Raw genomic sequence first — 24,734 nt, forward strand, 5'->3', positions numbered from 1 at the left:
TTCAGCTCAACTCTTGCCTACAAAAGGATTTTAGGTAAGAGTTGAGCTGAACGGAAAAAAACCGAACCGAGCAGAATTTCCTAAAAATACAGATTTCGGCTTTTGTTGTTTAATTTGTCGGGGCGCCCACAGCGCCCAAAGGGAAAGCTTAACTGTCCTTTTTAAGAAGGACGAAACAAATGTTTCTTACTTTTCTTTGCTTGCCCAAAGAAAAGTAAGCAAAAGAAAGGGCACTCCCGCATCACACTTATTCTTCAATCTGAAAAAAGTTTTAATGTCACCACCGTGGAAGGGCCGTCCATGACACCTGCCACGGTTTGCAACGCATCCCTGCGTTGTCATGACAAACTTTTTTCATCTTTCAGGTGTGATGAAGGAGCCTCATGGTGCTCTTATTAAACCGGAGGTGCCTTGAATTAGCCTGAACTGGATGCAGTTATTTATGAAAACGCAGCTGCTATCTGGAATAGTATTTACGGGCAAAATCAATTAAGATACTGGTTAAATAAACAGTGTTTCAAGGCCTGTTATTCTTTGCGCAAATTTATTCACATTGATATGGATTGTTTTTATGCCGCGGTGGAGATGCGGGATAATCCAGATCTTAGAGACATTCCGATAGCGATTGGCGGCAGTTCCGACCGACGAGGAGTAATTTCCACCTGTAATTATCCTGCCCGTAAGTTTGGTGTGCGCTCTGCCATGGCCACAGCCCATGCCATGAAGCTGTGTCCGCAACTTACCCTGGTGCCGGGGCGCATGGATGTTTATGTCGAAGAATCTCGTAAAATTAAAGCCATCTTTAAACGCTATACCGATATTATCGAGCCATTGTCTCTGGACGAGGCTTTTTTAGATGTCTCCCAATCACATCTGTTTGGCGGCAGTGCTACCCGCATTGCGCAGGATATTCGCCAGGCCATTTACGCTGAAACCGGCTTAACTGCTTCTGCTGGGGTTGCACCCATTAAGTTTGTAGCCAAAGTGGCCAGCGACGAAAACAAACCCGATGGACTTTGTGTCGTTACACCGGATAAACTCATGCAGTTTGTTACGGGGTTACCACTTAAAAAAATACCGGGGGTGGGTAAAGTAACACAGCAAAAGCTGTCGCTGTTGGGGCTGGAGACTTGTGCCGATGTACAACAATTTTCGCGAGAGTGCTTACTCAGACAATTTGGTAAATTTGGTCGAATATTATGGGACCGTTGCCATGCCGTGGATGATCGAGAGCTGAGTACCAGTCGGGAGCGCAAATCGGTGGGCATTGAGACCACTCTGGCGCAAGACATATACACACCACAGCAGTGCCTGGAAATTATCCACAAACTGTATCCCAAGCTCATCAAGCGATTAAAAAAAGTTAGCCCAAATTTAACCGTGCACAATCAAGGTATTAAGCTCAAGTTTTCGGATTTTCAGCAAACTACTATGGATCAGCGTACTCAAACCGTTTCACTAGCGACATATGAGCGTTTATTGCCGCAAATTCTTGAGCGGCAAAACCAACGCGGAATTCGACTTGTGGGCTTACACGTTACCATGCCCCATGAAGCCGACAGTCGTCAGCTATTCCTGGAGTTTGATAGCGATGTTACCGCAGCGAGTTCGGAATAATAACTGCACAACTAAGTGGTTTTTAGGCTTAGCTTAGATTGACGCTTGCCTTGTAGCTCCGGTTGGAAAAATGCAGAATATGCGCCTCAGTTGCCAATTACCCTACAATAAAGGATGTTTCCATGGCCTTTCCAAAAATTACTGTAATAGATGATTTATCCTCAGCTTTAAGTGCATCAGCAAAGTGGGATGCAGTTATTGTTGTCGCTGCTGACTGCAATGCTGTTAGTGAACCCGCAATTCAGGCAGCCCTGAATGCTCACCAGCAGATCGATGCCCGCATCAATTCTGAAGTCTTGTTGTTTAGCAATGAGCAGGTACCAGGCAAACGCATCATCTTTGCTCCCACCGGGCAACTTTCTCGTTATTACGATGATGTCAGACGTTTTTTTGATGTGGCTAACCAGGCGGCAAAGCTAGCAGCCAGCGCGGGTGTTAAACAACCTTTGGTACTGGTGGATGCGCCAGATGATGAGCGTTTCAAAAATGCCGTATCCGCGGTTTATCTCGGTCTGACTCAAGGACTATGGCAGCCACTGGAAGCACGAATGGCACTGGATGAAAGCGAACTTGAACCCATCACTGAAATCGGTTTGCTGGGCAGTACTGACAGTGTCTCTGCCAAGTGGTTGATGGCCGCCGAAGCAGGTAAACGAGTAGCCCGCGATTTATGTGGTACTGAGCCCGAGCGAATGGCTCCTCCGGGGTTTGCCGATTATTGCGTTGAAGCATTAGCTGGTAGTGCCGTAAAGGTTGAGGTGATCAGCGATCAACGTCAATTAGAGCGACAATATCCCTTGTTGTTTGCTGTCGCGCGAGCCTCTGAAGCTGTTGAGCGTCATCAGGCCAGAGTCATTACCATGACCTATGAAGGCAAAGGGCCAATTGAACACAGCTTATATCTGGCTGGTAAAGGCATTACTTATGACACCGGTGGTGCTGACCTTAAAGTGAATGGTCATATGGCAGGTATGAGCCGCGATAAAGGTGGGGCAGCTACCGTTGCGGGCTTCATGAAAATGCTGGCTCAGCTGCAACCGGAAGGCATTAAAGTGGTGGCTGAGATTGGTGCGGTGCGCAACAGTATCGGTGCAGATGCCTTTGTTGCCGACGAGATCATCACTAGTCGCGCCGGTGTTCGGGTGCGCATTGGCAATACTGATGCCGAAGGGCGTTTGGTGCTTTCTGATGTGCTGACCCATTTGATTGAACTAGCAGAAAATGACGACAAAGCAGAGTTTTTCTCAGTAGCAACATTGACCGGCCACGCGGCACGAGCGGTTGGACCTTACACTGCTTTGGTGGAAAATGGAGTAGCCCGCACCAAAGACAGTGCTAAAATGCTGTCGGCAGCGGGAGATTTATGGGCCGATCCGGCTGAAGTATCTCGCTCTCGTCGTGAAGATTTCGACTTTGTTCGCCCGCGTACCAAGGCAGATGATTTATTATCTTCTAATAACGCGGCTTCTGCGGTTACTGCACGCGGTCATCAGTTTCCGATGGCGTTTCTGCAAATCTCCTCTGGCCTGGACAAAACCTCCCACGCCTATACCCACGTGGATATAGCCGGAAGTGGTGTTGAAGGTGGCGACTGGCAACACGGTAAGCCAACGGCAGCTGGCTTGATGATGCTGGCTGGAAGGTATTTGTAATCACGGTATTTAACAGACTGTAGTTTGTTACTACAGGGCAATATTGGGCTCCACAGGAGTCCTGATATTAATAAGAGGCATAATGAAGTTTCCCCCTATTGTTTGGTTATTGGCCAGTATTTCCGCGCTGGCGACTACATCTGGTACCTTGATGGTGCTGGTCGCGGGGATCTTTGGTGCCCAGGTTGCACCTGAACAACAGTATGCCACCTTGCCATTAGCCTTGATGATTCTGGGCACCGCGTTTTCGGTTTCGCCATTGGCCTTGCTGATGCGTAAAACTGGGCGCAAGCCAGTATTTTTAATGGCTGCAGCTATGGGGGTTAGCGCCAGCTTACTGGCCGCTTATGCCGTTGGACAGGCGTCATTTTTACTATTCTGTCTATCAGCAGCGCTATTAGGCTGTGCCATTGCTGGCTTTCAACAGATCCGGTTTGCCGCCATAGAGTGGGTGGACATGGAGCAAGTACCCAAAGTGGTGTCTCTGGTACTATTAGGTGGGTTATTTGCTGCCATTTTAGGGCCAGAGCTATCTACCTTGGGGCAGCATATCACCCCAGAAAGCTTTCAGGGCACCTTCTATTTATTGGCCACCATCCAGCTGTGTTGTTTGCTTTTGTTTTGCTTTTACAAGGCGAAATCCAACGAGGAATTGACAGCTGCAAACCCGGCCAATGCCAAACTCAAGAAGCGCCAGTTTTTGCTTAAACCTGCCTTTCTTGCCGCTGTGCTCTCTGCCAGCCTTGGTTATGGTTTGATGGCTTTTATTATGACCGCGACACCAGTGCACATGCATGTGATGGGAGAACACAGTTTGGCTGATACCAAAGTTGTTATACAAAGTCATATAATCGCTATGTTTTTGCCGTCGTTTTTCAGCGGTTGGCTAATCGGTAAAATTGGGGAGCTGAAGCTTATTCTGGTGGGTATAGCGCTGTTTGGCTTTTGTATCCTGATGGGTTTTTTCGCCACAGGATATTGGCATTACTGGATCACTTTAGTGTTACTAGGTATCGCCTGGAACTTTCTGTTCACAGCCGGTACCAGTTTATTGCCCAAGGCTTATGCGCCAGAAGAACGTTTTCAGGCACAAGCGCTAAACGATGGCATTATGTTTGCCATTCAGGCTGCCGCGTCGCTTTCTGCGGGGGCTGTGCTGTATCTATTGGGATGGCAGGCAATGATGCTGAGCTGTATCCCCGTATTATTTATTTTAATGTTTGTGCTGTATCGCTGGCATCAAGACACTATTAAGCAAACTCGGGAAAGGTTATCGCCAGCCCCGCGAAGATGAGCTATCTATGACATCACTATTACCCGGATTGTACCGGCACTATAAAGGTCACGATTATCAAGTGATTGACACCGCCACTCATTCAGAAGATGAAACCCTGTATGTGGTTTATCGTCCCTTGTATGGTGAGCAGAAGCTCTGGATAAGACCTTATTCAATGTTTATTGAAACGGTTGAGGTAGAGGGGAAAACCATACCGCGTTTCGCCTATGTCGGCCCTATGGAGGAGCAGCAATAATGGCAGATTTTGATTTGTTTTCTGTGATGAGTTTGTCATTACCGGATTCCTGGCAAAAAGACGAACCTGAACTTGTCCCCGACGCAGCATTGAATATGGGGGCAAATGTGCCCGAAATCACACTGTTTAACAGTGAAAATGAAGCAGGCAACCTGGCCATCAAGTGTTACCAGTTTGAAACTAAAGGTCCAGAACAACAGGTTCAGTTGTTAAAAAGCGTGTATGCCGAAACCGAGCAAGAGGAAGTTGCACCTTCGGTTTATTGCGGCCTGGAAGAGCTGAAAGGGGAAGAAGAGGGCGAAGATATCGCCGTAACCCGTTGGCTGATTGCTATTACAAAGTCTGACAAGCAGTTCACCTTGCTCACCTTTAGCCACAGTGTTTCTGTTACGGATTTAGATAGTGATGCCAGCAATCAGGATATCACTGCCATAGAAAACGCGATTAAACAGGCAAAGTGGCGCTAGCTAATAAATAAGTCGGCATGCTTGTAATAAAAAGCGGTATGTCGACACTATCTTCGTATTCAATAAAAATTTATACGATTACGAAGGTAAATAAAGGACGATTACACAATATCTGACTTTCCCCAGAATCCTCGGAACATTGAGTGCGCTTTTAGGGTTGAAGGTGTTTTATGGGCTATCTTTTCTGGCTACGCCTATGCCCAATATCACTGCGTTGTTATACACGATTTCTGACAATGCGGCATGGACTGAGCCCGCGTCTTTTATCCTGTCTTCGCTATTGGCAATACTTGCGTTAACCCTTGGCATAAAAGGAATTATTTACAACAACGTTTGCATTGGTGAGCAGTGTTCATTGGATTATTAGTTACTGCTTTTAGTCAAAAACGGCACGCGCCCAGTGATAACGATTGAATAGGCGAAAAAGCCTAAAGCCGAAAAAATCAGAGTGCTGATACCAATTTCCGTCCACTGAGCCGTCGCCAGGTTGTATAGCAAAAAGCCAATAACCATTAAAGTAGGGCTGGCGCACAGGCCTATCATCACTCTGACATTGGGGGGCAGTTTGGGCTGTGAGACTGACATAATACCTTCCCTTTTTTAACAATGCTCAGCTTAATCTGGATTGCGTTTAAACGCCAGGACAAAGCAGGTGCCCCGGCCATATTTACTTTCGCAATAGATGTGTCCCTTGAGACGCACATCTATCAGATTTTGAATGACGTGTAAGCCTAGCCCTTTTGAACCTTTGTTTCTGGCGGTGGTATAAAAGGGATCGAAGATGCGTTTTAGTTTATCTTCTTCAATACCACAGCCATTGTCCCGCACTTCAATGCGAAGCTTGTCTGCCTGTTCAGTGACCAATATCTCAATACGCCCATCGAGCCGTTCTTCGAAGGCGTGAATTAGCGCGTTCATGAGTAAGTTTGTGAGAATTTGCGCGATGGTGCCGGGATAATTGTCCAGCCATAGCTCATTTGGACAAGTGAACTGTAGTTCAATATTTTTCGCTTTGAGTTGTGCTTTGATACTCAGAATAATTTCTTCTATATAGGCATGTAGCTCAAATTTGCGCCGCTGGTCGGAGACCTGATCTACCGCCACCTCTTTGAAGCTACGCACCAGTTGTCCGGCTTTTTCCAGGTTGTTTTGAATCAAGCTTGCACTTTCACTGATTTGTTCGATGTGTTGACGCAATTCAGCTTTACTTATTTTGCCCTCTAACAACAACATCGCTAATCCTGTACTGTTGTCTTGCAGTGTCGATGCTGCGGTAATACTGATACCCAATGGTGTATTGATTTCGTGGGCTACTCCAGCAACCAGGCTGGAAAGAGCGTTGTGTTTTTCCGATTCGATGATTTGCTTCTGTGCAGCTATTAGCTCATCACTGCGTTGCCGTACTAATTCTTCTAATTGCGCTCGCTCTCGCTTTAACGCTCGCGTTCGCAGTTTTACTCCCAACAGAATCAGACTAAATATTGTGACGATAATAAGAATTTGGAACCAATGTCTTTGCCAAATTGGCGGTACAAGCGTAATGGTTACGGTGGCTGGTTTTAAACTCCATACACCGACGCTATTGGCGCCCTTTACCTGAAATTGGTACTCGCCCGGTCGCAAGCCCGTATAGCGTACCGAAGGTTCAAATACCGGTGCTGACCAGTCATCGTCTAACCCCAATAAGCGATACTGGTAACGGTTATTACTGGGAGTTACCAAGTCCAGCGTGGCGAAATCAATACGAATTTCTTTGGTAGTTGCCGGTAAATTGAGTATGTCATTTTCCCCGGGCAATTGCGCTTTTTGAGGTTTTCGATCAATCCATAGTTGCGTAATGTGGATTTGCGGAGGGGTTTGTTTTGCGCTGATTTGAGTGAGGTCGACGCTGGTATAACCTCCTCGACCACCAAAAATAAAATGAGCTTTGTCGACAGCCACACTGCTGCTACTACTGAATTCAAGGCTGTGTAAATCGCTGCTATGGGAGTAGTTAACAAAATACTCTTCCTTTCGACGAAACTCGTGCAGGCCAAAATCCGAACTCAACCAGATATTGCCATTGTGATCCTCCACCATGGCGCGGATATTTCCATTGGTCAGGCCGTCTTCGGTATCATAATGGATAAAGCTGGAGCTTTGTTCATCGAGACGATTTAAACCCGCTTCAGTGGCTATCCAAATCTGGTTATCTCGGGTTTGGTAAATATCGTTGATATTGTTGTTAGATAGTTCTGAATCGTTTTGACCACGGTTTTCATAGCGAATAAACCTTTCTTTAAATGGTACATATTGGTTTAAGCCCCCGCCATTAGTGCCAATCCAGATGCGCTCTTGTCTGTCCTGGAATATTTTAGTGGCGGCATCATAGCTCAAAGATGTGGGATCGTCTGGGTTGTGTCGGAAGTGAATAATATTACCATTGTGTATTTTTACCACTCCCTCTAGTTTTAGCGCCAGCCACATTGCGCCTTCATTATCAAAGTATACCTGTGATACGCCCGGTGAATTGAGATTAGGTAATCCGTGGTAGCGTTCGATTTCTTTGCGATTTTTGGCAATGTTAAACAAACCATCTTCTGTGGCTAGCCAGAGCCGCCCATCCCGGTTTTCAGTGATATCCCAAACACCCGTAATATCTTGCATATTGGCGGGTTGGAAGGGGGTAGGTGTGCCTCCCTTGCTATTTTGCAGATAAAGCCCATCTTGGGCACCTACCCAGGTTCGCTGAGTACTATCAATATATAGGCTTAACACCCGTGGCAGATTGCTGGCCACACCTTGTCTATTGATATATTGAGTCGTGGCTCTGAATAAGCTTGGCTTGAATTGAATCTTAGCCAAGCCGCCATATCGAGTGGCAACCCATAAAACGCCATTGTTATCAAATCGAATAGCACGCAGGTCGTCCTGGCTTAAGATAGCGAAATTTCCCAGCGAAGTGAGAGGTAAAAATCGCTGTTCTTTCGCAGAAAAGAGATACAAGCCTTTCTGTGCGCCTACCCAAATATCGCCATTGGCATCTTCTTGAAGCGCGGTGATCCCCGCGTGGATGGGTTTGTCAGCGGGTTCGAAGGAAGTAAATTGCGACGTTTCGGTGTTGAATTCGCCGAAACCTATCTCTGTCCCTACCCACATGCGTCCCCTGCGATCGGTATACAGCTTTCTGATCAAGGAGTTGTTCAGGCTATCAGCCTGTTCAGGATCATGGAAGAAGCGTTGAAAGTCGCCTTTTTCGAGATCGATGAGTTTATTTAAGCCGTCACTGGTGCCGGCCCAGATATAACCTTCAGCATCCTCTGTGATAGACCAGACACGGTCATGACTGATACTCTGTGGATTGTCACTTTGGTGTTTAAAACTGCGAAAATTCTGCTTCTCTTCGTTGTAAAGGGCCAAACCACCACTGTAACTTCCTATCCAGATGCGCCCTTGTGAGTCTTCGAATATCGTCTGTATTTTATCCGAGCCAATCGTGTTGCTGCTGTCATTGCTTTTGAACATTGCCAATGCTTGCATGTTTCTGTCATACAGGGCGATACCCTTGCCCCAACTACCCAGCCAAAAACGCCCCTCGCTATCGATAAAGGCGTTGCTGGAGTCAGTACTGGCAATGGTAAAATCGCTGCTACTTTCGGCGCTGAAGGTATTAAATCTGGCGCCATCATAACGCACCAGGCCTTTTGGAGTACCAAGCCACAAAAAACCTTTCTGGTCGGTCATCAAGGAGTAAACACTGGCTGCTGGTAAACCTTCTGCAACCGATAATCGCTCAATAGAAGTAAATACCGCTTCAGTGGAGGCATGGATTGAGCAGGGCAGCGTACTCAACAAAAACAGCATAAATACTTGAAATTTACAGAAAAAACGGCGATTGAAAATGGGCAAAGCAGATGTCACCTGGAAGCTAAAGTCTATCATTTATCCTAGCAGACAATACTATCAGGACAAGATTGTGCTTTTGTGACGCATGATATTGACCTGTATTTTTACACTTTCACTACTAACTCCTGGTTAACCAAAAATTTCGCTTTGTTGTAAATGTATGTAATTCGGTTGACCTTTTTTATATTTTTTCGACATTGCCCTCCCTTTTGTGTCGCTTGATAATTTGCATTTTTGCATGTTCACCTACCATTTTTAGTTCCCAATTTAAATTTTACTTCCATTTTTTTTACTGCGGTTTCCTTCATGCTTGGTATCCCAAGTATATGAAAGGAATGAATTAAATGGCTTTTTGTCAATTGTTGCAGTTGTCGGATAAGCTTTAGATGAATTTTTGGTAAGTGAAATTGCTTAACAATTGGTTGACAAAATGGTTATACAAAATTACTGTTTAAATATGTCTTTTAATGACGGTTAATGGTAAGTGCATTGGCTGCAAAATTATGAATCGTATTTTTTGTGTTTGGTTGGCCAGGTTTGTAAGCCGAAGTTTGAACGACGCAGAAAGTGAAAAGTGCAAGTGTAATCAGGAGTAATTCATGTCTAAACCTGTTATTGGTTTTATCGGTCTTGGCCTTATGGGCGGCAACATGGTGGAAAATCTGCAAAACAAAGGATATCCACTGATTGTCATGGATCTGAACAAAGACGCGGTCGCAAAATGTGTTGCGCGAGGCGCACAAAGCGCCGCTTCGGCAGAAGAGCTGGCTGCGGGTGCCGATATTGTGATGTTGTGTTTGACCACTTCGGAAATCGTCGAAAAGGTCATTTACGCTGAAAATGGCATTTTGGCAGGCATTAAGCCCGGCGCAGTGTTAGTGGATTTTGGTACCTCCATTCCCGCATCCACACGTAAAATTGGGGCTGACCTGGCGCAGAAAGGTGTTGGTATGATTGATGCCCCACTGGGGCGCACCCCAGCGCACGCAAAGGATGGTTTGCTTAATATTATGGCGGCCGGTGACTTGGACACCTTTAACAAAGTTAAACCGGTACTGGAAGATCAGGGGGAGAATGTTTTCCATCTAGGGGCACTTGGTGCCGGGCATACCACAAAACTCATCAATAACTTTATGGGCATGACAACGGTTTGTGCTATGTCGCAGGCCTTTGCTGTGGCACAACTTTCGGGTGTTGATAAGCAACAGCTGTTCGACATCATGTCTACCGGGCCTTCCAGCTCTCCCTTTATGCAGTTTTGTAAAAACTACGCCGTGGACGGCGTCAGTGATTTGGGCTTCTCTATCGCCAACGCCAACAAAGATTTGCATTACTTTTTACAAATGCTTTCAGACTTGGGTACTCAATCGGATATCGCCCAAGGTAGTTCAGGCTATCTGCAGGCAGGCGTCGACGCTGGAATGGGCCGAGGTAATGTGCCTGAAATTTTCGATTACTTCCTGAAACTCGAAAAATAATAGTTCTGCCGTAACAAGGTGAAGTGCTCGCTATGCAGTTGCTAAAAAGTAAGATGTTGAAGTGGTTTTGGTTGTTGGGTTTTCTGACCTGTTCAGTGGCCGCAAAAGAGTATTTTGTTGCGGACCAACAGGCCTATCAAACTGTGCTGCCAAAGCTGGTGGCAGGGGATACCGTGGTACTCAAAAACGGTGTTTGGCGAGATTTCGAAATCTTGTTTGAAGGTCAGGGCACTGCCTTTGCGCCCATTAAAATGCAAGCCGAAACTAAAGGCAAAGTGATATTGTCCGGGCAGTCCAATCTGAAATTAGCGGGTAAGTATTTACAGGTTTCTGGGCTGGTGTTCAAACAGGGGTACACACCTACCAGTGCAGTGATTGCCTTTCGACGCGATAAAGACAATCTGGCCTTTCATTCCCGGGTAACTGAAGTCGTTATTGATAATTACAATAACCCCGACAAGCAAGAGTCAGATCATTGGGTGGCCCTGTACGGTCAATACAACCGATTTGACCACAACCATCTGGTGGGTAAACGCAACAAAGGGGTAACCGTCGCCGTCAGGCTAAACAGTGCAGATAGCCAAAACAATTACCATCAAATTGATCACAACTATTTTGGCTATCGCCCGGTATTTGGCTCTAATGGTGGTGAGACATTGCGCATCGGCACCAGTCACTTCTCTTTGACAGATTCCCACACCTTGGTGGAAAACAATTACTTTGAGCAAACCAATGGCGAAGTAGAAATCATTTCGGTGAAATCGGGTAAAAATATCTTACGTGGCAATGTGTTCTACGAGGCGCGTGGCACGCTAACCTTGCGCCATGGCAACGGGAATCTGGTGGAAGACAATATTTTTATTGGCAACGGGGTGGATCACACCGGCGGCATCCGCGTTATCAATAAAGATCAGATCATTCGCAATAATTATCTAGAAGGGTTAACCGGTTATCGTTTTGGCAGTGGATTTACGATAATGAACGGTGTGCCTGACTCGCCCATCAATCGCTACCATCAGGTAGAGAATGCCCGGGTGGAACACAACAGTTTTATCAATGTTCAACACCTACAACTGGCGGCTGGAAGTGATGCTGAACGCAGGGCGGTACCGATCAACAGTCAATTGACTGATAACCTGGTGTTTAATGAGGCTGGCGTTCAACCTTTTACCGTATTTGATGATGTCAGCGGAATTCAGATAACCCAAAACGTTGCCAATAGTGCTCCTGTTGCTGCTGTAGCTCATGGTTTTGAGGTGCGAGAATTAGCCATGCAACGGCTAGACAATGGCCTGCTGTATCCGCTGTCCGAGCAAATTCAATCAGGTGTTGGTCGAGATCTTAAGGTTTTGAAAAAGTCAGACGTGGGCGTGGGCTGGTATCCTAAAACACCAGCTATCATTGCCTTTGATTCCGGTAAGGCAATTCCGGTCAGCGCCACTCCTGAAGCGTTAATGTCTGCGGTTGTACAAGCTGAATCGGGTGATACTCTGCTGCTGGAACCCGGTGCGTACATCGTGCCTAAATTGATCACCATTGATAAAACCCTGACCATCAAAGCCAAACAAGCCCAACAAAGTATTCTCTCATTCGAGCGCAGTAGCTTGTTTGAGATCCGGGATGGCGGCAATTTAAAGCTGGACGGTCTGACGTTATCCGGTGTGCACAGTCCAGATGCGGCGGGTAATACACTGCTGCGCAGCAAAAAATGGGGCATGGTGCACAATTATCGTTTGCAGGTGCTCAATTGTGTGATTAAGCAGTTAAACGTCAATCATAGCTTTGATTTTTTTGCCACGGGCAAGGGCGCCTTCGCCGATGAAATCATTCTGATCAACAACGACTTTAGTGACATCAGTGGCAACATTTTGCGTCTTAATAGTGAAATTGAAGATCTGGGTATCTACAACGCTGAATATGTCACGGTGCAAAACAATCGCTTTAGAAATGTGGCCGGAGCAATCGCGGCACTTTATCGGGGGGGCACCGATGAAAGCACATTCGGTCCACATTTCACCTTTGACAATAACCAGCTGAAAAAGGTGGGCTTTGGTAAACGCAATAAACAAAAAGCCAGTGTGTTTTTGCACGGTGTACAGGTGGCCAATATTACCGCTTCGCGCTTTGAGCAGTCTGCCCCGATTGTTATCGAGCACACCGTTGGTGAACCGAAATCCCGCATCGTTGGCAATGAGTTTATTACTACTGATGCACCTGAAATAACTGAGCTACGGGTGTCTGGGCCACACACTGCTGTGTTGGAACAGAATCAGATTGTTCAGTCTTCTGAGGAGAGCCGCTAAGATGTATCGAGCGTTGGCCAGGTTCATGAACAAATCGCTACGTGCATGGGTTTTACTCTGTCTCGCTGGCTGTGTTTACACGGTGAATGTACAGGCTCAACACCCAAATCTGGTGATCACCAGCGAAGATGTGCGCGCAATGCGAGAGGCTGTAACCCAATCAGGCGGTTTCGCTGAAGCTTTTCAGGAACTCGTCAGCCAGGTTGAAGGCCTGATGTCTCAACCAATCCAGGTGCCCACGCCACAAGATGGCGGTGGCGGTTACAGCCACGAACGGCATAAGAAAAACTATCAACTGATGTACAACGCGGCGGTGTTGTATCAATTAACCGAAAACACAGCATATGCGAAGTTTGTTGCTGATATGCTGCTTCAATACGCCGCAATGTATCCCGATTTGCCGCTGCACCCCAAGCGTAAGATGAATTTTCAAAATCCCGGAAAGTTGTATTGGCAAAGCCTCAATGAAGCGATGTGGTTGGTATATACCATTCAGGCTTATGACATGATTGCAGCAAGCCTTGAACCAGCTGATAAAGCATCAATCATACAAAAGTTATTGCGCCCGATGGCTTTGTTTTTGTCAGAAGGACAACCTTCCACATTTGATAAAGTGCATAACCATGGCACCTGGGCAACGGCTGCTGTAGGCATGACAGGTTATGTTTTAGGTGAGGCAGAGTGGGTAGAAAAAGCATTATATGGCCTGGACAAATCTGGAAAGTCCGGTTTTTTAAAACAGCTGGATGAATTGTTTTCACCTCAGGGTTACTACAATGAAGGACCTTATTATCAGCGCTTTGCGTTGTTGCCTTTTATCACTTTTGCTCAAGCAATCAACAATAACCAACCTCATCGGGATATTTTTAAGCATCGCGATGAGGTGTTACTCAAAGCTATAGATACCACGATTCAGCTCAGTTACAACGGTTTGTTCTTTCCAATCAACGATGCCATCAAGTCCAAAGGGATAGAGACGATTGAACTGGTGCACGGAGTGACACTGGCTTACAGTTTGACAGGCGATACCGGTTATTTGGATATTGCGCAAAAACAGGGGCAAATTGTGCTCACCGGAGCTGGCTTAAAAGTGGCTCAAGCACTGGAAGCAAATTCAGCGACCCATTATCAATTCAAATCTGTAGCCTTTGGTGACGGCGCTGATGGAAAGCAAGGTGCACTGGTGGTGATGAGAAATGCTGACGCCAATCATCCAGGCGCAAACAATGGCAGTGCTGTTTTGTTTAAACCCGCTGCCCAAGGTTTAGGGCACGGTCACTTTGATAAACTTACCTGGCAGTTTTACCACAAAGGCGCTGAGATAGTATCTGATTATGGTGCAGCGCGTTTTTTGAATGTGGAAGCTAAATATGGCGGACGTTATTTGCCTGAAAATACCAGCTACGCCAAACAGACAGTAGCCCATAATACGCTAGTGGTGGATGAGACCAGCCACTTCAACGGTGAGTTGGCTAAGGCCAATCGTCATCATCCCACTCTGGAGTTATTTGCAACAAATCATTCTGGTTCGGTGGTCAGTGCTCAAATCGATAGTGCTTATGCCGGGGTGAATTTAGAACGCACTATGGCGTTGTTGGAAATTACCGGACAAGCCAACCCTTTGGTGCTGGATATCTTCAATGTGAGCAGTGACAGCCCACGTCAGTTAGATCTGCCTGTGCACTATCTCGGGCAATTGATCAGCAGCAACTTTAAACGCCATGCCAATACCACTCAGTTATCGCCCTTAGGCAACGCTAACGGCTATCAGCATTTGTGGCTCAAAGCCCAAGGTAAGCCATACAAAGGCCTGGCCAAGGTCACCTTGCTTAATGACAACGGCAGCTTTTATACCCTGAGTACCTTAACAAAAGGTGATGAGCAGTTCTTATTCACCCAAATCGGTGCTAATGACCCGGACTTTAACCTGCGCAACGAGCAGGCCGTAATTCGCCGTGTTGAGGGGGCTAAACAGCATACTTTTGTTTCGGTTTTCGAGCCCCATGGGGATTATAACCCAAGCAAAGAATACACCCTGAATGCCAGTAGCCAACTCTCTGCAATCGAATATGAGACAAGAGGTGACTTACTTCTTGTGCAACTTGTTCTCAATGGCACTAGCTACCTGATAGCGATAGATAAGCTCAAGCGAGCAGAAGGTGTCGAAACCGCATTTAAATTTAAAAATCAATCCTATTCACTCAGTGGCCCCCTGGCGGTCTATCTGATGACTAATGACCTGGAGTAAGAGTTATGCAAAAGCAAAGTGAGCATTTCCTGTTTGCACATGAGACCGAAATTGAAGGCTTAGGAGGCGGCCTGAAGCGGCAAATGTTGGGCTACAATCAAGAAGTGATGGTAGTGAAAGTCTGGTTTGATAAAGGCGCTGAAGGCTACGTGCACAAACATCGTCACTCCCAGGTTACCTATGTTGAATCAGGGGAGTTTCACTTCAGCATTGACGGTGAGGTGAAAGTGCTTAAACCCGGTGATAGCTGCATGATCCCGCCTTATGCTGAACACGGTGCGGTGTGTCCTACCGGTGGTGTTTTGATAGACACCTTTAGCCCGGCTCGGGAAGACTTTTTGGAGGCATAAGCTGTGAAATTTCAAGGATTACGTTGGTGGGTGATACTGCTCATTGCTATCGCTACCATTATTAATTATATCGACAGACAAGCCTTAAGCGTGCTTTGGCCAGATATTGTCGAGGACTTATTCCCTGATGAGTCGGCGCTGGAGCGCAAGCAGATCTACGCTAACATCTCAGTGGTGTTTGTGTTTGCCTACGCATTTGGACAAGCCATATTCGGAAAAATCTTTGATTGGGTGGGTACTCGTGTTGGTTTTGTGTTGTCCATCGGCGTCTGGTCTTTGGCTACTATTGCCCACGCGTTTGCGCAAGGCGTAATGAGCTTGAGTATCTTCCGCGCTATTTTAGGTGTGGCAGAAGCGGGTAACTGGCCCGGTGCGGCTAAATCTAACGCTGAATGGTTCCCCACAAAAGAGCGGGCTTTGGCGCAGGGCATCTTTAACTCAGGCGCGGCCATTGGCGGTATTATTGCCATTCCTCTAATCGCTTATCTGACGGTTTATTTTAGCTGGCAAATGGTGTTTGTGGTGGTGGGCTCTTTGGGGTTTATCTGGCTCTTGCCATGGTTGATTTTAGTCAAAGCGCCGCCGGGTAGTCATCCCTGGATCACTGAAGAAGAGAAGCAATATATTCTTACAGGACAAAAAGTCACAACAGACGACGCTGCGCAAGATACTGCTGAGCAAGATGAGTATTGTCCTGATTTGCGAGAGTTGTTGTCGCGCAAAGAAAGCTGGGGCGTAATCATTGCATCAGCGGCAATTGATCCTATCTGGTGGCTGTTTGTTTTCTGGATACCGATTTACCTCAATGAAGTTTATGCCATGGATGTTCAGGCCATCGGTATTTATGGCTGGGTGCCTTATGTCGGTGCCATGTTTGGCGCCTGGTTTGGTGGCATTCTGGCACAGAATCGCCTGAAGGCGGGCTGGGACACAGATAAAACCCGTAAACTTACAATTACCCTTGGTTGTTTGATCATGCTTCCCGCGCTGTTGGCAATGGCCAATCCCGGTGAGCCCGAAATTGCGGTGTTGATCATGGCGGTGATCTTATTTGGATTTCAAACGGCCATCGGCAATGTACAAACGCTACCCAGTGATCTGTTGGGCAAAAAAGCAGTGGGTACCCTGGCGGGCTTTGCGGGTATGGCGGCCAAACTCGGTGCGGTGGGTTTAACTTCACTGGTGCCGATATTAACTGCGGATGGAAACTACACTTCTGCCTTTGTTATTGGTGCTAGCTTGGCGATTACCGCGGCGGCCGCTGTATGGTTATTGATCCCCAAAATTACACCGCTGAGCAAGGTGAAATAGCACCATGAAAACCATCTATTTTATGGGGGAGTGCATGATTGAGCTCAAGCCCATTGAACAGGCGCTGATGCAACAATCCTTTGCTGGTGATGTGTATAATTCTGCGGTGTATCTGAAGCGCAGTTTTCCACACATCAACAGTTCTATGGTCACCGCCGTAGGCGTTGATGCCATGAGTGATAAGATGCTACAGGTCTTTGCCCAAGAATCGTTGGACATTCAGTTTGTTTTTCGTCATCCGGAAAAGGTCCCCGGTTTATATCTCATTGCGACCGATGAGTCTGGTGAGCGCAGTTTTACTTATTGGCGCAATGATTCAGCGGCCCGCAAAATTCAGCACTTTTTAGTACCCGAGACGGTGCGACAGCTTGCCAGTGGTGACATGTTTTTTCTCTCAGGAATTTCGCTGGCGGTTATTGAAGAGTCGGCGCGTGGCGCCTTTTGGCGAACCCTTGAAGGGCTGAAACGCGCCGGAGTCAGAATTGTTTTTGATCCCAATTATCGCGCCAGACTGTGGCGTGACAAAGAGCAAACCAGAAAACAATACGACAGTGCCTTTCGCCTTGCGGATGTTGTTTTGCCTGGGCTAGAAGATCTCAGCGAGCTATATGGCTTTGATTCTACCGCTCAGGTGCTGCGCTTCTGTCAAGACTACGACATTGCGGAGATCATCATTAAAAACGGTCCAGAATCTGTGGTGTCCTGGTGTGATGGTCGCCATGGCGAGCATCAAGTCACACCTGTTGAGCAGGTCATCGATACCACATCGGCCGGCGATGCATTTAATGGTGTGTATCTGGGGGCACGGCTTTCGGGTATTACCCTGGATTCTGCAGTGCAACTGGCTGCGGTTGCCGCTGGCACCGTGATCCAGCATCCGGGCGCGATTGCGCCAAAAAACGCCTTTATTAATGCTATGCAGGAGGCCGGACTGATACCTGCTTAATACCCAATACCACCTTTAATCCGCCGAGCCATCGGCGCTATCAACACATAACAAAGAGAGAACGAACAATGACCTGTTTTTCGGAACTGATGTCAGGGCAATCGCTGTTGCCAATTATTCAGGCCAATACGCCAGAGGAAGGAGTCAATATAGCGCATGCAATGAGCAATGCCGGGCTTAATTTAGTGGAAGTGGTGTTGCGTACAGAAGCCTCACTAGAAGCGATTGTAGCGATTAAGCAGGCGCTACCTTCTCTCAATGTCGGCGCAGGTACGGTAACAGATACGGGATTGTTAAAGTCCGCCCTGGAGGTGGGGTCTGATTTTATCGTAACGCCCGCAGTGTCCGAAAAGTTATTGGCAGCATTAGCCAGCTGCACGGTGCCGGTTTTACCTGGGGTGTCTAATAACGGTGACATTATGTTGGCCAAAGAAGCCGGTTTTGACGAATTAAAGCTCTTCCCGGCCGAACTGTCCGGCGGTGTGCCTTTTCTGTCAGCGGTGGCGGCGGTATTCCCACAATTGCGATTTTGTCCCACCGGCGGTGTAAAGCCCGCTAATCGACGAGACTACCTTGCGCTGAGCAACGTATTTGCTGTGGGGGGAACCTGGGTAGCAACTCCGGCATGGGTGCAACAACAAGACTGGTCTGCAATTACTACTGCGTGCCAAGAGGCCCTTAACTAAATCTACAGAAGAGAAAGGTTATGAATCTGAGTCAAATTAAACCCGGCGTTGTTGTTGCTCAGCAGGTGACAGAGCTCTATCAAGACGCCCGAACAAAACAGTATGCGATACCCGCGGTTAATGTCATTAGCACCCAATCAATAAACGCGACGCTGGAAGCTGCCCAGGCAGCCAACTCCCCGGTGATCATTCAGCTGTCCAATGGTGGTGCACAATATTTTGTGGGCAAAGGACTGACATTACCGGGGCAGGGCACCGCTGTTCTGGGCGCGGTGGCAGCGGCCAAATATGTGCATGAAGTCGCCGCCAGCTACAATGTGCCGGTGATGCTGCACACGGATCATGCCGCGAAGAAACTGTTGCCTTGGGTAGATGGATTGCTGGATGAGGGTGAACGCTTTTTTGCACAGACCGGTAAGCCACTGTTTAGCAGTCACATGTTAGATTTGTCAGAAGAATCGTTGCAAGAAAACATCGATATCTGTGCCCACTACCTCAAAAGAATGAGTCAAATGGGCATGACCCTGGAAATTGAACTGGGCTGCACTGGGGGCGAAGAAGATGGGGTGGATAACAGCCATCTCGATAATTCCGCTCTGTATACGCAACCTGAGGAAGTGGCCTATGCTTATGAGCGCCTGAGTGCTATTAGCCCACATTTTATTATTGCCGCTTCATTTGGCAATGTGCACGGTGTTTACAAGCCCGGCAATGTGCAACTTACCCCCTCTATTTTGCGCGACTCGCAAACGTTTGTATCTGAGAAGTTCCAGTTGCCATCCAACAGCCTCAACTTTGTCTTTCACGGTGGCAGTGGCTCTGAACCTGAAAAAATTGCTGAAGCTATTGGCTACGGTGTGGTGAAGATGAACATCGACACCGATACACAATGGGCTACCTGGCAAGGTGTGTTGCAGTATTATCAGCGACACGAAGCCTGGCTGCAGGGACAAATCGGCAATCCTAATGGGGCAGATAAACCCAACAAGAAGTTTTACGACCCCAGGGCCTGGTTGCGCCAGGGTGAATGCGCAATGGTAGCGCGTTTGCAGCAGTGCTTCAGTGATCTAAACTGCCAAAACAGGTATGTATCATGCGCAGACTAATACCCGTATTGAAACAAGATGGGGTCGATAGCGAATTGATCATGCTCATCCGCACCATTTTAGCCGCCACCAAAGAGATTGCATTTCGTGTCAGTCAGGGGGAACTGGCGGGTATTTTAGGCTCGACGCTGAACGAAAACATTCAGGGTGAAGTGCAGAAAAAGCTGGATATTGTAGCTAATCAATTGCTTAAAGAAATTTTGTTGGATGATGAATCGGTAAGAGCTATCGCTTCTGAGGAAGAAACTCATGTGGTAGGCGGGCACCCGCAAGGTGCTTACATCGTGGCCTTTGATCCGCTGGATGGCTCATCCAATATTGATGTGAATGGTCAGATAGGCACGATATTTACGGTATATCCGGCCCGTGATGATGTGCCCCATGATGATGAACGCCAGTTTGCACAACCTGGAAAACAACAGGTTTGTGCTGGCTATGTACTGTATGGACCTTCGTCGATGTTGGTGATGAGTACCGGCGGACCGACGCGCTGTTATACCCTGGATAACACCCATGGTGGTTTCTTACTCACCCAGGAGCAGTTACAGGTACCCGACGACAGCCGTGAGTTTGCGGTAAATATGGCGAATTACCGCTACTGGGGATATCGCACCCAGCGTTACTTTGATCAGTTGTTATTTGCGTCTGAGGCATACAAAAACAGTTCTATTCGTTGGAATGCGGCCATGGTGGGAGATATGCACCGGATATTGAGTCGCGGTGGGCTGTTTCTGTACCCTGAAGACGAACGCAATGGCAACCAAAACGGCAAGATTCGATTGCTTTACGAAGCTAATCCTCTGGCTTTTTTATTGCATCATGCGGGAGGAAAAGCCACTGCACAAGGATGCGATATACTGGCTATGCACCCTCAGACATTGCACCAAAGAGTGCCGGTAGCCGCAGGCTCAGCTAAGCAGGTTAACGACTTTAACAACCTGGTGCCAGTGGAGTCAGCACCATGCTAGATTGGAAATCCGCTGCCATTATTTTGCTCGTTTTATCCAGCAAGGCGCCTGTTACCAATTCTAATGAGGTTGTTACAGCTAATTCTAACGAGAGTGCCACTGCGCAATCCAACGAAGGCGTAATAGCGAAATCTAAAGATAAGGAAGTAGCGGAAGCAATGCCCCAAAGCCACAGTCAATTAGGGGAGGGGAAATTGTTAGGTGATTGGTCCGGGTTGACGGCAGCCAATAAACCCGGACAGAACTTTGACTTACTAGGGTGGAGTTTAACCTTACCGACGGATCTCAATGAGGATGGCAAAGCGGACCTTATCTTTGAAAAACCATTGAGTAATGGGTTCGAATTGAGTCCATTATTCTACACCGCGAAAGACGGCGGCATGGTGTTTGCCAGCCCGAATCAGGGGGCCAAAACCTCAAAAAATACCAAATACTCCAGGACCGAGCTTCGAGAAATGCTCCGCCGTGGCAACACCCGCATTAAAGTCAAAGGGATCAGTAAAAACAATTGGGTGTTCAGTTCTGCGCATGGTTCAGTAAAGCGCGATGCGGGTGGTGTTGGCGGGACGTTAGAGGCTACCCTGGCGGTAAATCGGGTGTCTGTTACGGGAGATAAATCAAAAGTAGGGCGAGTGATTATTGGTCAGATACATGCCACAGATGATGAGCCCATTCGACTTTACTACCGAAAATTGCCGCACCACGAACGGGGCTCAATCTATTTTGCTCATGAAATTAATGGCGGCGACGATATATGGTTCAATGTGTTAGGGTCTCGATCCAGCTCCGCTGCCGATCCAGAAGAGGGGGTCGCGCTGAACGAGAAGTTTAGCTATAAAATATCTGTCGTAGAAGAATCCCTCTATCTCACCCTGATACGTCAACATAAGCCCAATATTCACCATTTTCTGGACATGAGCAACAGTGGCTATGATGACAATAGTCAATACATGTACTTTAAAGCCGGTGTTTACAATCAAAACAATGGTGGAGAGCCGCGGGATTTTGTGCAAGCCACCTTCTATCATTTACATACCAGCCATTAATTCATAGATAGGGCTTTGCCACCATATTATATGGCCCCTATTAATAATCAGTAGCGGCTTACTGTTATTGTGCTCGCTCGTCAGACATTGCCATACTCTGAGTGTCATTAACAGCTCGCTTTTCCACCTTCATATATTGGTAATAACCACAATGTCTATTGGTAAATGATGCTTCTTAATTTGAAGTGCTCATAAATGTTTTCCTTGTAAAAAAATTGTTAGTTAATTGGTGTGAAAAAGTGGTAATTGTTAAATTTGTATGTTTATACTATCCAATAGGTTAACAATTGAAGTGGTAAAAACCTAAAATTGGTAATAACAGGTGGGTTTTTTAAGTTCATCATTGCAACCAAAATGCAGGGTTACCACGGATCAATAATACAGAGAAGAAACGCATTATGAACTCCAAAAGGTTTGCCTTGTGTGCCATTGCCCTTGCGCTGGCAGGGTGTGGTACAGGCTCAGACTCAGACAATAACCCCAACAGTCGGGGTTCAATCGCTTTACAAGGAATTGCGCAAACAGGTGAAACCCTCACGGCAACCGTATCAGATCCTGATGGAATATCTGGTGCGGTTAGTTACATCTGGTACGCCGATGGCGAAATCATTGAAGGTGCTAGCGGGGCTTCTTTTACGCTTACTGATGCGCAAATTGGTCTTCCAATTACTGTGCAGGCATTTTACACCGATAATATTGGTATTAACGAATCTCATATCAGCACAGCGACAGATGATGTGGCAGCCATTCCTTTTGAGGGCAGTGTCGGTATAGAGGGCGATGCTCTGGTGGGCGCGACCTTGACTGCCACTGTGAGTGACGACAATGGCCTTGAAAATGCGGTAATCGCCTATCAGTGGTATGCCGATGACATGATGATCACCGACGCTGTACAGGCAAGTTTGCTGCTTACCGAGCAAGAGTTTGGCAAAGTGATTAGCGTTCAGGTGAATTATACCGATGACCGTGGTTTTACTGAATCGTTACAATCGCCGGCCACCGATGTGGTATCGCGTGTTAACACGCCGGGTAGTGTCATCATTGTTGGCACCCCAACAGTAGGTAATGTCTTGCAAGTGGAAGTCGAGGATGAAGACGGTGCAAGCGGAGACATTAGCTATCAATGGTATGCCAATGGAGAAGTTATCGCTGGAGCGGAATCTGCTACATACACTGTAGAGTCTGCTTATGTCGGGCAGGTACTGACGGTGATGGTGACCTATGTCGATGACAACGGGTTTGCAGAAGAGATTTTGTCAGAGCCTACTATCGAAGTGGCAAATGTGGCTGTCGATGAAGCCGGTAGCATAGCCATTATTGGAGAAAAACCTTATCTGAGTTCCGCGACTCTGATGGCGCAAATTAGCGACAATAATGGTGTTGACGAAGCTAATGTCTCATATATCTGGTTCGCTGACGAAGTTGAAATCGAAGGCGCCAACGATAAGTCCTTTACTCCCGCAGAACAAGCGGGGGCCGTTATTTCGGTTATGGCCAGCTATACAGATAATGACGGCTTTAGTGATACGGTGAGCGCAACCTTAGATGGCGTGATATTTACCCAAGTTGTATCAGATGCAATCGCCCTTACCAATGCTGTGAATAGTGGTTTATCCGATAGCAGTGTCATTGGCCTCAATAGCAATGTCTACACCGAGCTCGATGAAATCAGTTTGACCACCGGTGTGGTGCTCAAAGCGGTGGAGGAACAAACTCCGGTGATCACCGGTGAAATTTGCATTCACGTCGCAGATGGCGTTAGCGGTGCAGGTATTGAAGGAATTGCGTTTAGCGATATTGATATCAAGCCAGAATCCACCTGCGCGACAGAACAAGATGCAATCATTTACTCTGAGGGTGAAAGCTTTGTCTTTACACAAAATACCCTGTCAGATGATCAGTCAGAGTTAAATCAAAGCGAGATGCATTGGTTAATGATCGCTGGCAACGATGCACTGATCGAGCGCAACAGCTTCTCAGGCCGAAATCATGCAGAAAAAGGGGCGGTGATTAAACTGGCATCTTCTGGTTCAGGCCATGTGATCCAATACAATCTGTTTAGCAACAGCAGCGACAATCCGAATTTTGACGACTCTAGTTTGTACCTCATCAATTTGGGCAGCACTACAGGCAGTGATTCAGCGGACATGGCTAATTTTACGGTACAATACAATCGCGTTGAAAACTTTGTCACCGGACGTCGCATGATGCGAGTGCAAACCAGTGGTGCAACCATTCACGGTAATACGGTAGTCGACGTTAACGGCGGGATTTCTCTGGAAGACGGCGGATTTAATACGGTGACGGATAACATCATTATTCGCACCACGGATATCGATAGTTCCAATGACAGACCCAGCGGTGTTTTGATGACACCCATGGGACATACGGTTGAAAATAACTACATAGCAGGTATCCGCTCTACTAACAAAGAGGCGGGTGGTATCGTGTTTACGGCTAACCCATTCTCGCAAGCCGATGGCGGTGTACCTAACGCGGGCAACCAGGCCATTCTTGACGGTACTGGTGACTTAACCTTGTCAGTGAAAAACAACACAGTGTTGAACTCCATTCAACCCATCGTGTTCAGCACGGAAATAGGCTCTAGAGCGCCAGTTGGGGATTGCGATGAACTGACGGCCGACAATTCTCCGGTATTGTATGGCTTAACCAAGAATTTCTTTGTCATCGATTTTGACGCCAACTTGATTGCCAATGGATTAAATGATGATCCGCTAGCACAAGGCTTATTCTTGCCCTTTGATGCCAGTAGCAGCGATCACTCCTTCGAATACGATTGTGACTTGATCAACCACGGCGAATCATTGTTTTCCAATAACTTTGGTTTTAGTGATAGTTATGCCTCTGGTGATGTGGAAGATGATTATTGGGTGGATATCCGAAATATTAACGGCAACGGTAGCTTTGAGAGTGATGGGGCAGTCGATCAAGACCCGGCAGCCAATGGCAAAGAAGCGCCTGAGCTTGTTACCGCAGACAACACGTTGACCGAGACCGATCCAAACGGCGCACAGGCGATTGCCGGGGCCAAAGGCTTATACTATATCACTGCGGACCAGGTTGGCGCGGGCTCTACCTGGATGGCCAACGATGATTAAGTGTGTGGCAATGAAGTTAA

The 24,734-nt window shown here is 47.1% G+C and carries 19 protein-coding genes; 17 read left to right on the forward strand and 2 right to left on the reverse strand.

Going from position 1 to position 24,734, the window contains the following annotated elements:
* Positions 1-534: 534 nt before the first annotated feature.
* The 6 genes from dinB to AABA75_RS04915 all read left to right on the forward strand — a co-directional run bounded on the left by dinB (position 535) and on the right by AABA75_RS04915 (position 5,635).
* On the forward strand, positions 535-1,617 hold the full coding sequence (gene dinB / locus AABA75_RS04890) for a DNA polymerase IV (protein ID WP_338291411.1): 1,083 nt from the start codon (positions 535-537) through the stop codon (positions 1,615-1,617).
* A gap of 122 nt (positions 1,618-1,739) precedes the next feature.
* Positions 1,740-3,269, forward strand: a complete 1,530-nt coding sequence (locus tag AABA75_RS04895) for a M17 family metallopeptidase (RefSeq protein ID WP_338291412.1) — start codon at positions 1,740-1,742, stop codon at positions 3,267-3,269.
* Between the two features lie 82 nt (positions 3,270-3,351).
* Positions 3,352-4,563 carry an MFS transporter gene (locus AABA75_RS04900; protein ID WP_338291413.1) on the forward strand — a complete coding sequence of 404 codons (1,212 nt, stop codon included), beginning with the start codon at positions 3,352-3,354 and terminating at the stop codon, positions 4,561-4,563.
* Between the two features lie 7 nt (positions 4,564-4,570).
* Positions 4,571-4,801 carry a DUF1653 domain-containing protein gene (locus AABA75_RS04905; RefSeq protein WP_338291414.1) on the forward strand — a complete coding sequence of 77 codons (231 nt, stop codon included), beginning with the start codon at positions 4,571-4,573 and terminating at the stop codon, positions 4,799-4,801.
* Positions 4,801-5,268, forward strand: coding sequence for a hypothetical protein (locus tag AABA75_RS04910; protein WP_338291415.1), 468 nt, complete (start codon positions 4,801-4,803; stop codon positions 5,266-5,268). The genes AABA75_RS04905 and AABA75_RS04910 overlap by 1 nt, the downstream gene beginning before the upstream one ends.
* A gap of 139 nt (positions 5,269-5,407) precedes the next feature.
* Positions 5,408-5,635, forward strand: a complete 228-nt coding sequence (locus AABA75_RS04915; protein ID WP_338291416.1) for a hypothetical protein — start codon at positions 5,408-5,410, stop codon at positions 5,633-5,635.
* On the opposite strand, the gene AABA75_RS04920 is transcribed toward AABA75_RS04915, so the two are convergent.
* Positions 5,632-5,853 carry a hypothetical protein gene (locus AABA75_RS04920; RefSeq protein ID WP_338291417.1) on the reverse strand — a complete coding sequence of 74 codons (222 nt, stop codon included), beginning with the start codon at positions 5,851-5,853 and terminating at the stop codon, positions 5,632-5,634. The two genes, AABA75_RS04915 and AABA75_RS04920, sit on opposite strands and share 4 nt — an antisense overlap.
* 30 nt (positions 5,854-5,883) lie before the next feature.
* The gene (locus AABA75_RS04925; protein ID WP_338291419.1) at positions 5,884-9,189 is read right to left on the reverse strand and encodes a ligand-binding sensor domain-containing protein; all 3,306 of its coding nucleotides are present in this window, start codon (positions 9,187-9,189) and stop codon (positions 5,884-5,886) included.
* Between the two features lie 563 nt (positions 9,190-9,752).
* On the opposite strand from AABA75_RS04925, the gene AABA75_RS04930 reads away from it, so the two are divergent.
* The 11 genes from AABA75_RS04930 (at position 9,753) to AABA75_RS04980 (ending at position 24,714) form a co-directional block, all read left to right on the forward strand.
* Positions 9,753-10,631, forward strand: coding sequence for an NAD(P)-dependent oxidoreductase (locus AABA75_RS04930; RefSeq protein WP_338291420.1), 879 nt, complete (start codon positions 9,753-9,755; stop codon positions 10,629-10,631).
* Between the two features lie 32 nt (positions 10,632-10,663).
* Positions 10,664-12,934 carry a polysaccharide lyase 6 family protein gene (locus tag AABA75_RS04935; RefSeq protein ID WP_338291421.1) on the forward strand — a complete coding sequence of 757 codons (2,271 nt, stop codon included), beginning with the start codon at positions 10,664-10,666 and terminating at the stop codon, positions 12,932-12,934.
* Positions 12,935-12,959: 25 nt separating this feature from the next.
* A complete protein-coding gene (locus tag AABA75_RS04940; RefSeq protein ID WP_425325595.1) occupies positions 12,960-15,182 on the forward strand; it encodes a heparinase II/III domain-containing protein in 2,223 nt (740 codons plus the stop codon).
* 5 nt (positions 15,183-15,187) lie between these two features.
* Positions 15,188-15,532, forward strand: coding sequence for a cupin domain-containing protein (locus AABA75_RS04945; protein WP_338291424.1), 345 nt, complete (start codon positions 15,188-15,190; stop codon positions 15,530-15,532).
* 3 nt (positions 15,533-15,535) lie between these two features.
* Positions 15,536-16,843 carry an MFS transporter gene (locus AABA75_RS04950; RefSeq protein ID WP_338291425.1) on the forward strand — a complete coding sequence of 436 codons (1,308 nt, stop codon included), beginning with the start codon at positions 15,536-15,538 and terminating at the stop codon, positions 16,841-16,843.
* 4 nt (positions 16,844-16,847) lie between these two features.
* A complete protein-coding gene (locus AABA75_RS04955; protein ID WP_338291426.1) occupies positions 16,848-17,789 on the forward strand; it encodes a sugar kinase in 942 nt (313 codons plus the stop codon).
* A 68-nt stretch (positions 17,790-17,857) separates the two neighbouring features.
* Positions 17,858-18,475 carry a bifunctional 4-hydroxy-2-oxoglutarate aldolase/2-dehydro-3-deoxy-phosphogluconate aldolase gene (gene eda, locus AABA75_RS04960; protein WP_338291427.1) on the forward strand — a complete coding sequence of 206 codons (618 nt, stop codon included), beginning with the start codon at positions 17,858-17,860 and terminating at the stop codon, positions 18,473-18,475.
* A 20-nt stretch (positions 18,476-18,495) separates the two neighbouring features.
* Entirely contained in the window at positions 18,496-19,581 is a 1,086-nt protein-coding gene (gene fbaA / locus AABA75_RS04965) for a class II fructose-bisphosphate aldolase (RefSeq protein WP_338291428.1), read from the forward strand.
* Positions 19,569-20,549 carry a class 1 fructose-bisphosphatase gene (locus AABA75_RS04970; RefSeq protein ID WP_338291429.1) on the forward strand — a complete coding sequence of 327 codons (981 nt, stop codon included), beginning with the start codon at positions 19,569-19,571 and terminating at the stop codon, positions 20,547-20,549. Before fbaA ends, AABA75_RS04970 begins: the two co-directional genes overlap by 13 nt.
* Complete coding sequence (locus AABA75_RS04975; RefSeq protein WP_338291430.1) at positions 20,543-21,595, forward strand: polysaccharide lyase family 7 protein; 1,053 nt, start codon at positions 20,543-20,545, stop codon at positions 21,593-21,595. Before AABA75_RS04970 ends, AABA75_RS04975 begins: the two co-directional genes overlap by 7 nt.
* A gap of 398 nt (positions 21,596-21,993) precedes the next feature.
* Positions 21,994-24,714, forward strand: coding sequence for a poly(beta-D-mannuronate) lyase (locus AABA75_RS04980; RefSeq protein ID WP_338291431.1), 2,721 nt, complete (start codon positions 21,994-21,996; stop codon positions 24,712-24,714).
* The last annotated feature ends 20 nt before the right edge of the window (positions 24,715-24,734 follow it).

Origin of the sequence: Planctobacterium marinum (assembly GCF_036322805.1) — a bacterium.
GTDB classification, from domain to species: domain Bacteria; phylum Pseudomonadota; class Gammaproteobacteria; order Enterobacterales; family Alteromonadaceae; genus Planctobacterium; species Planctobacterium marinum_A.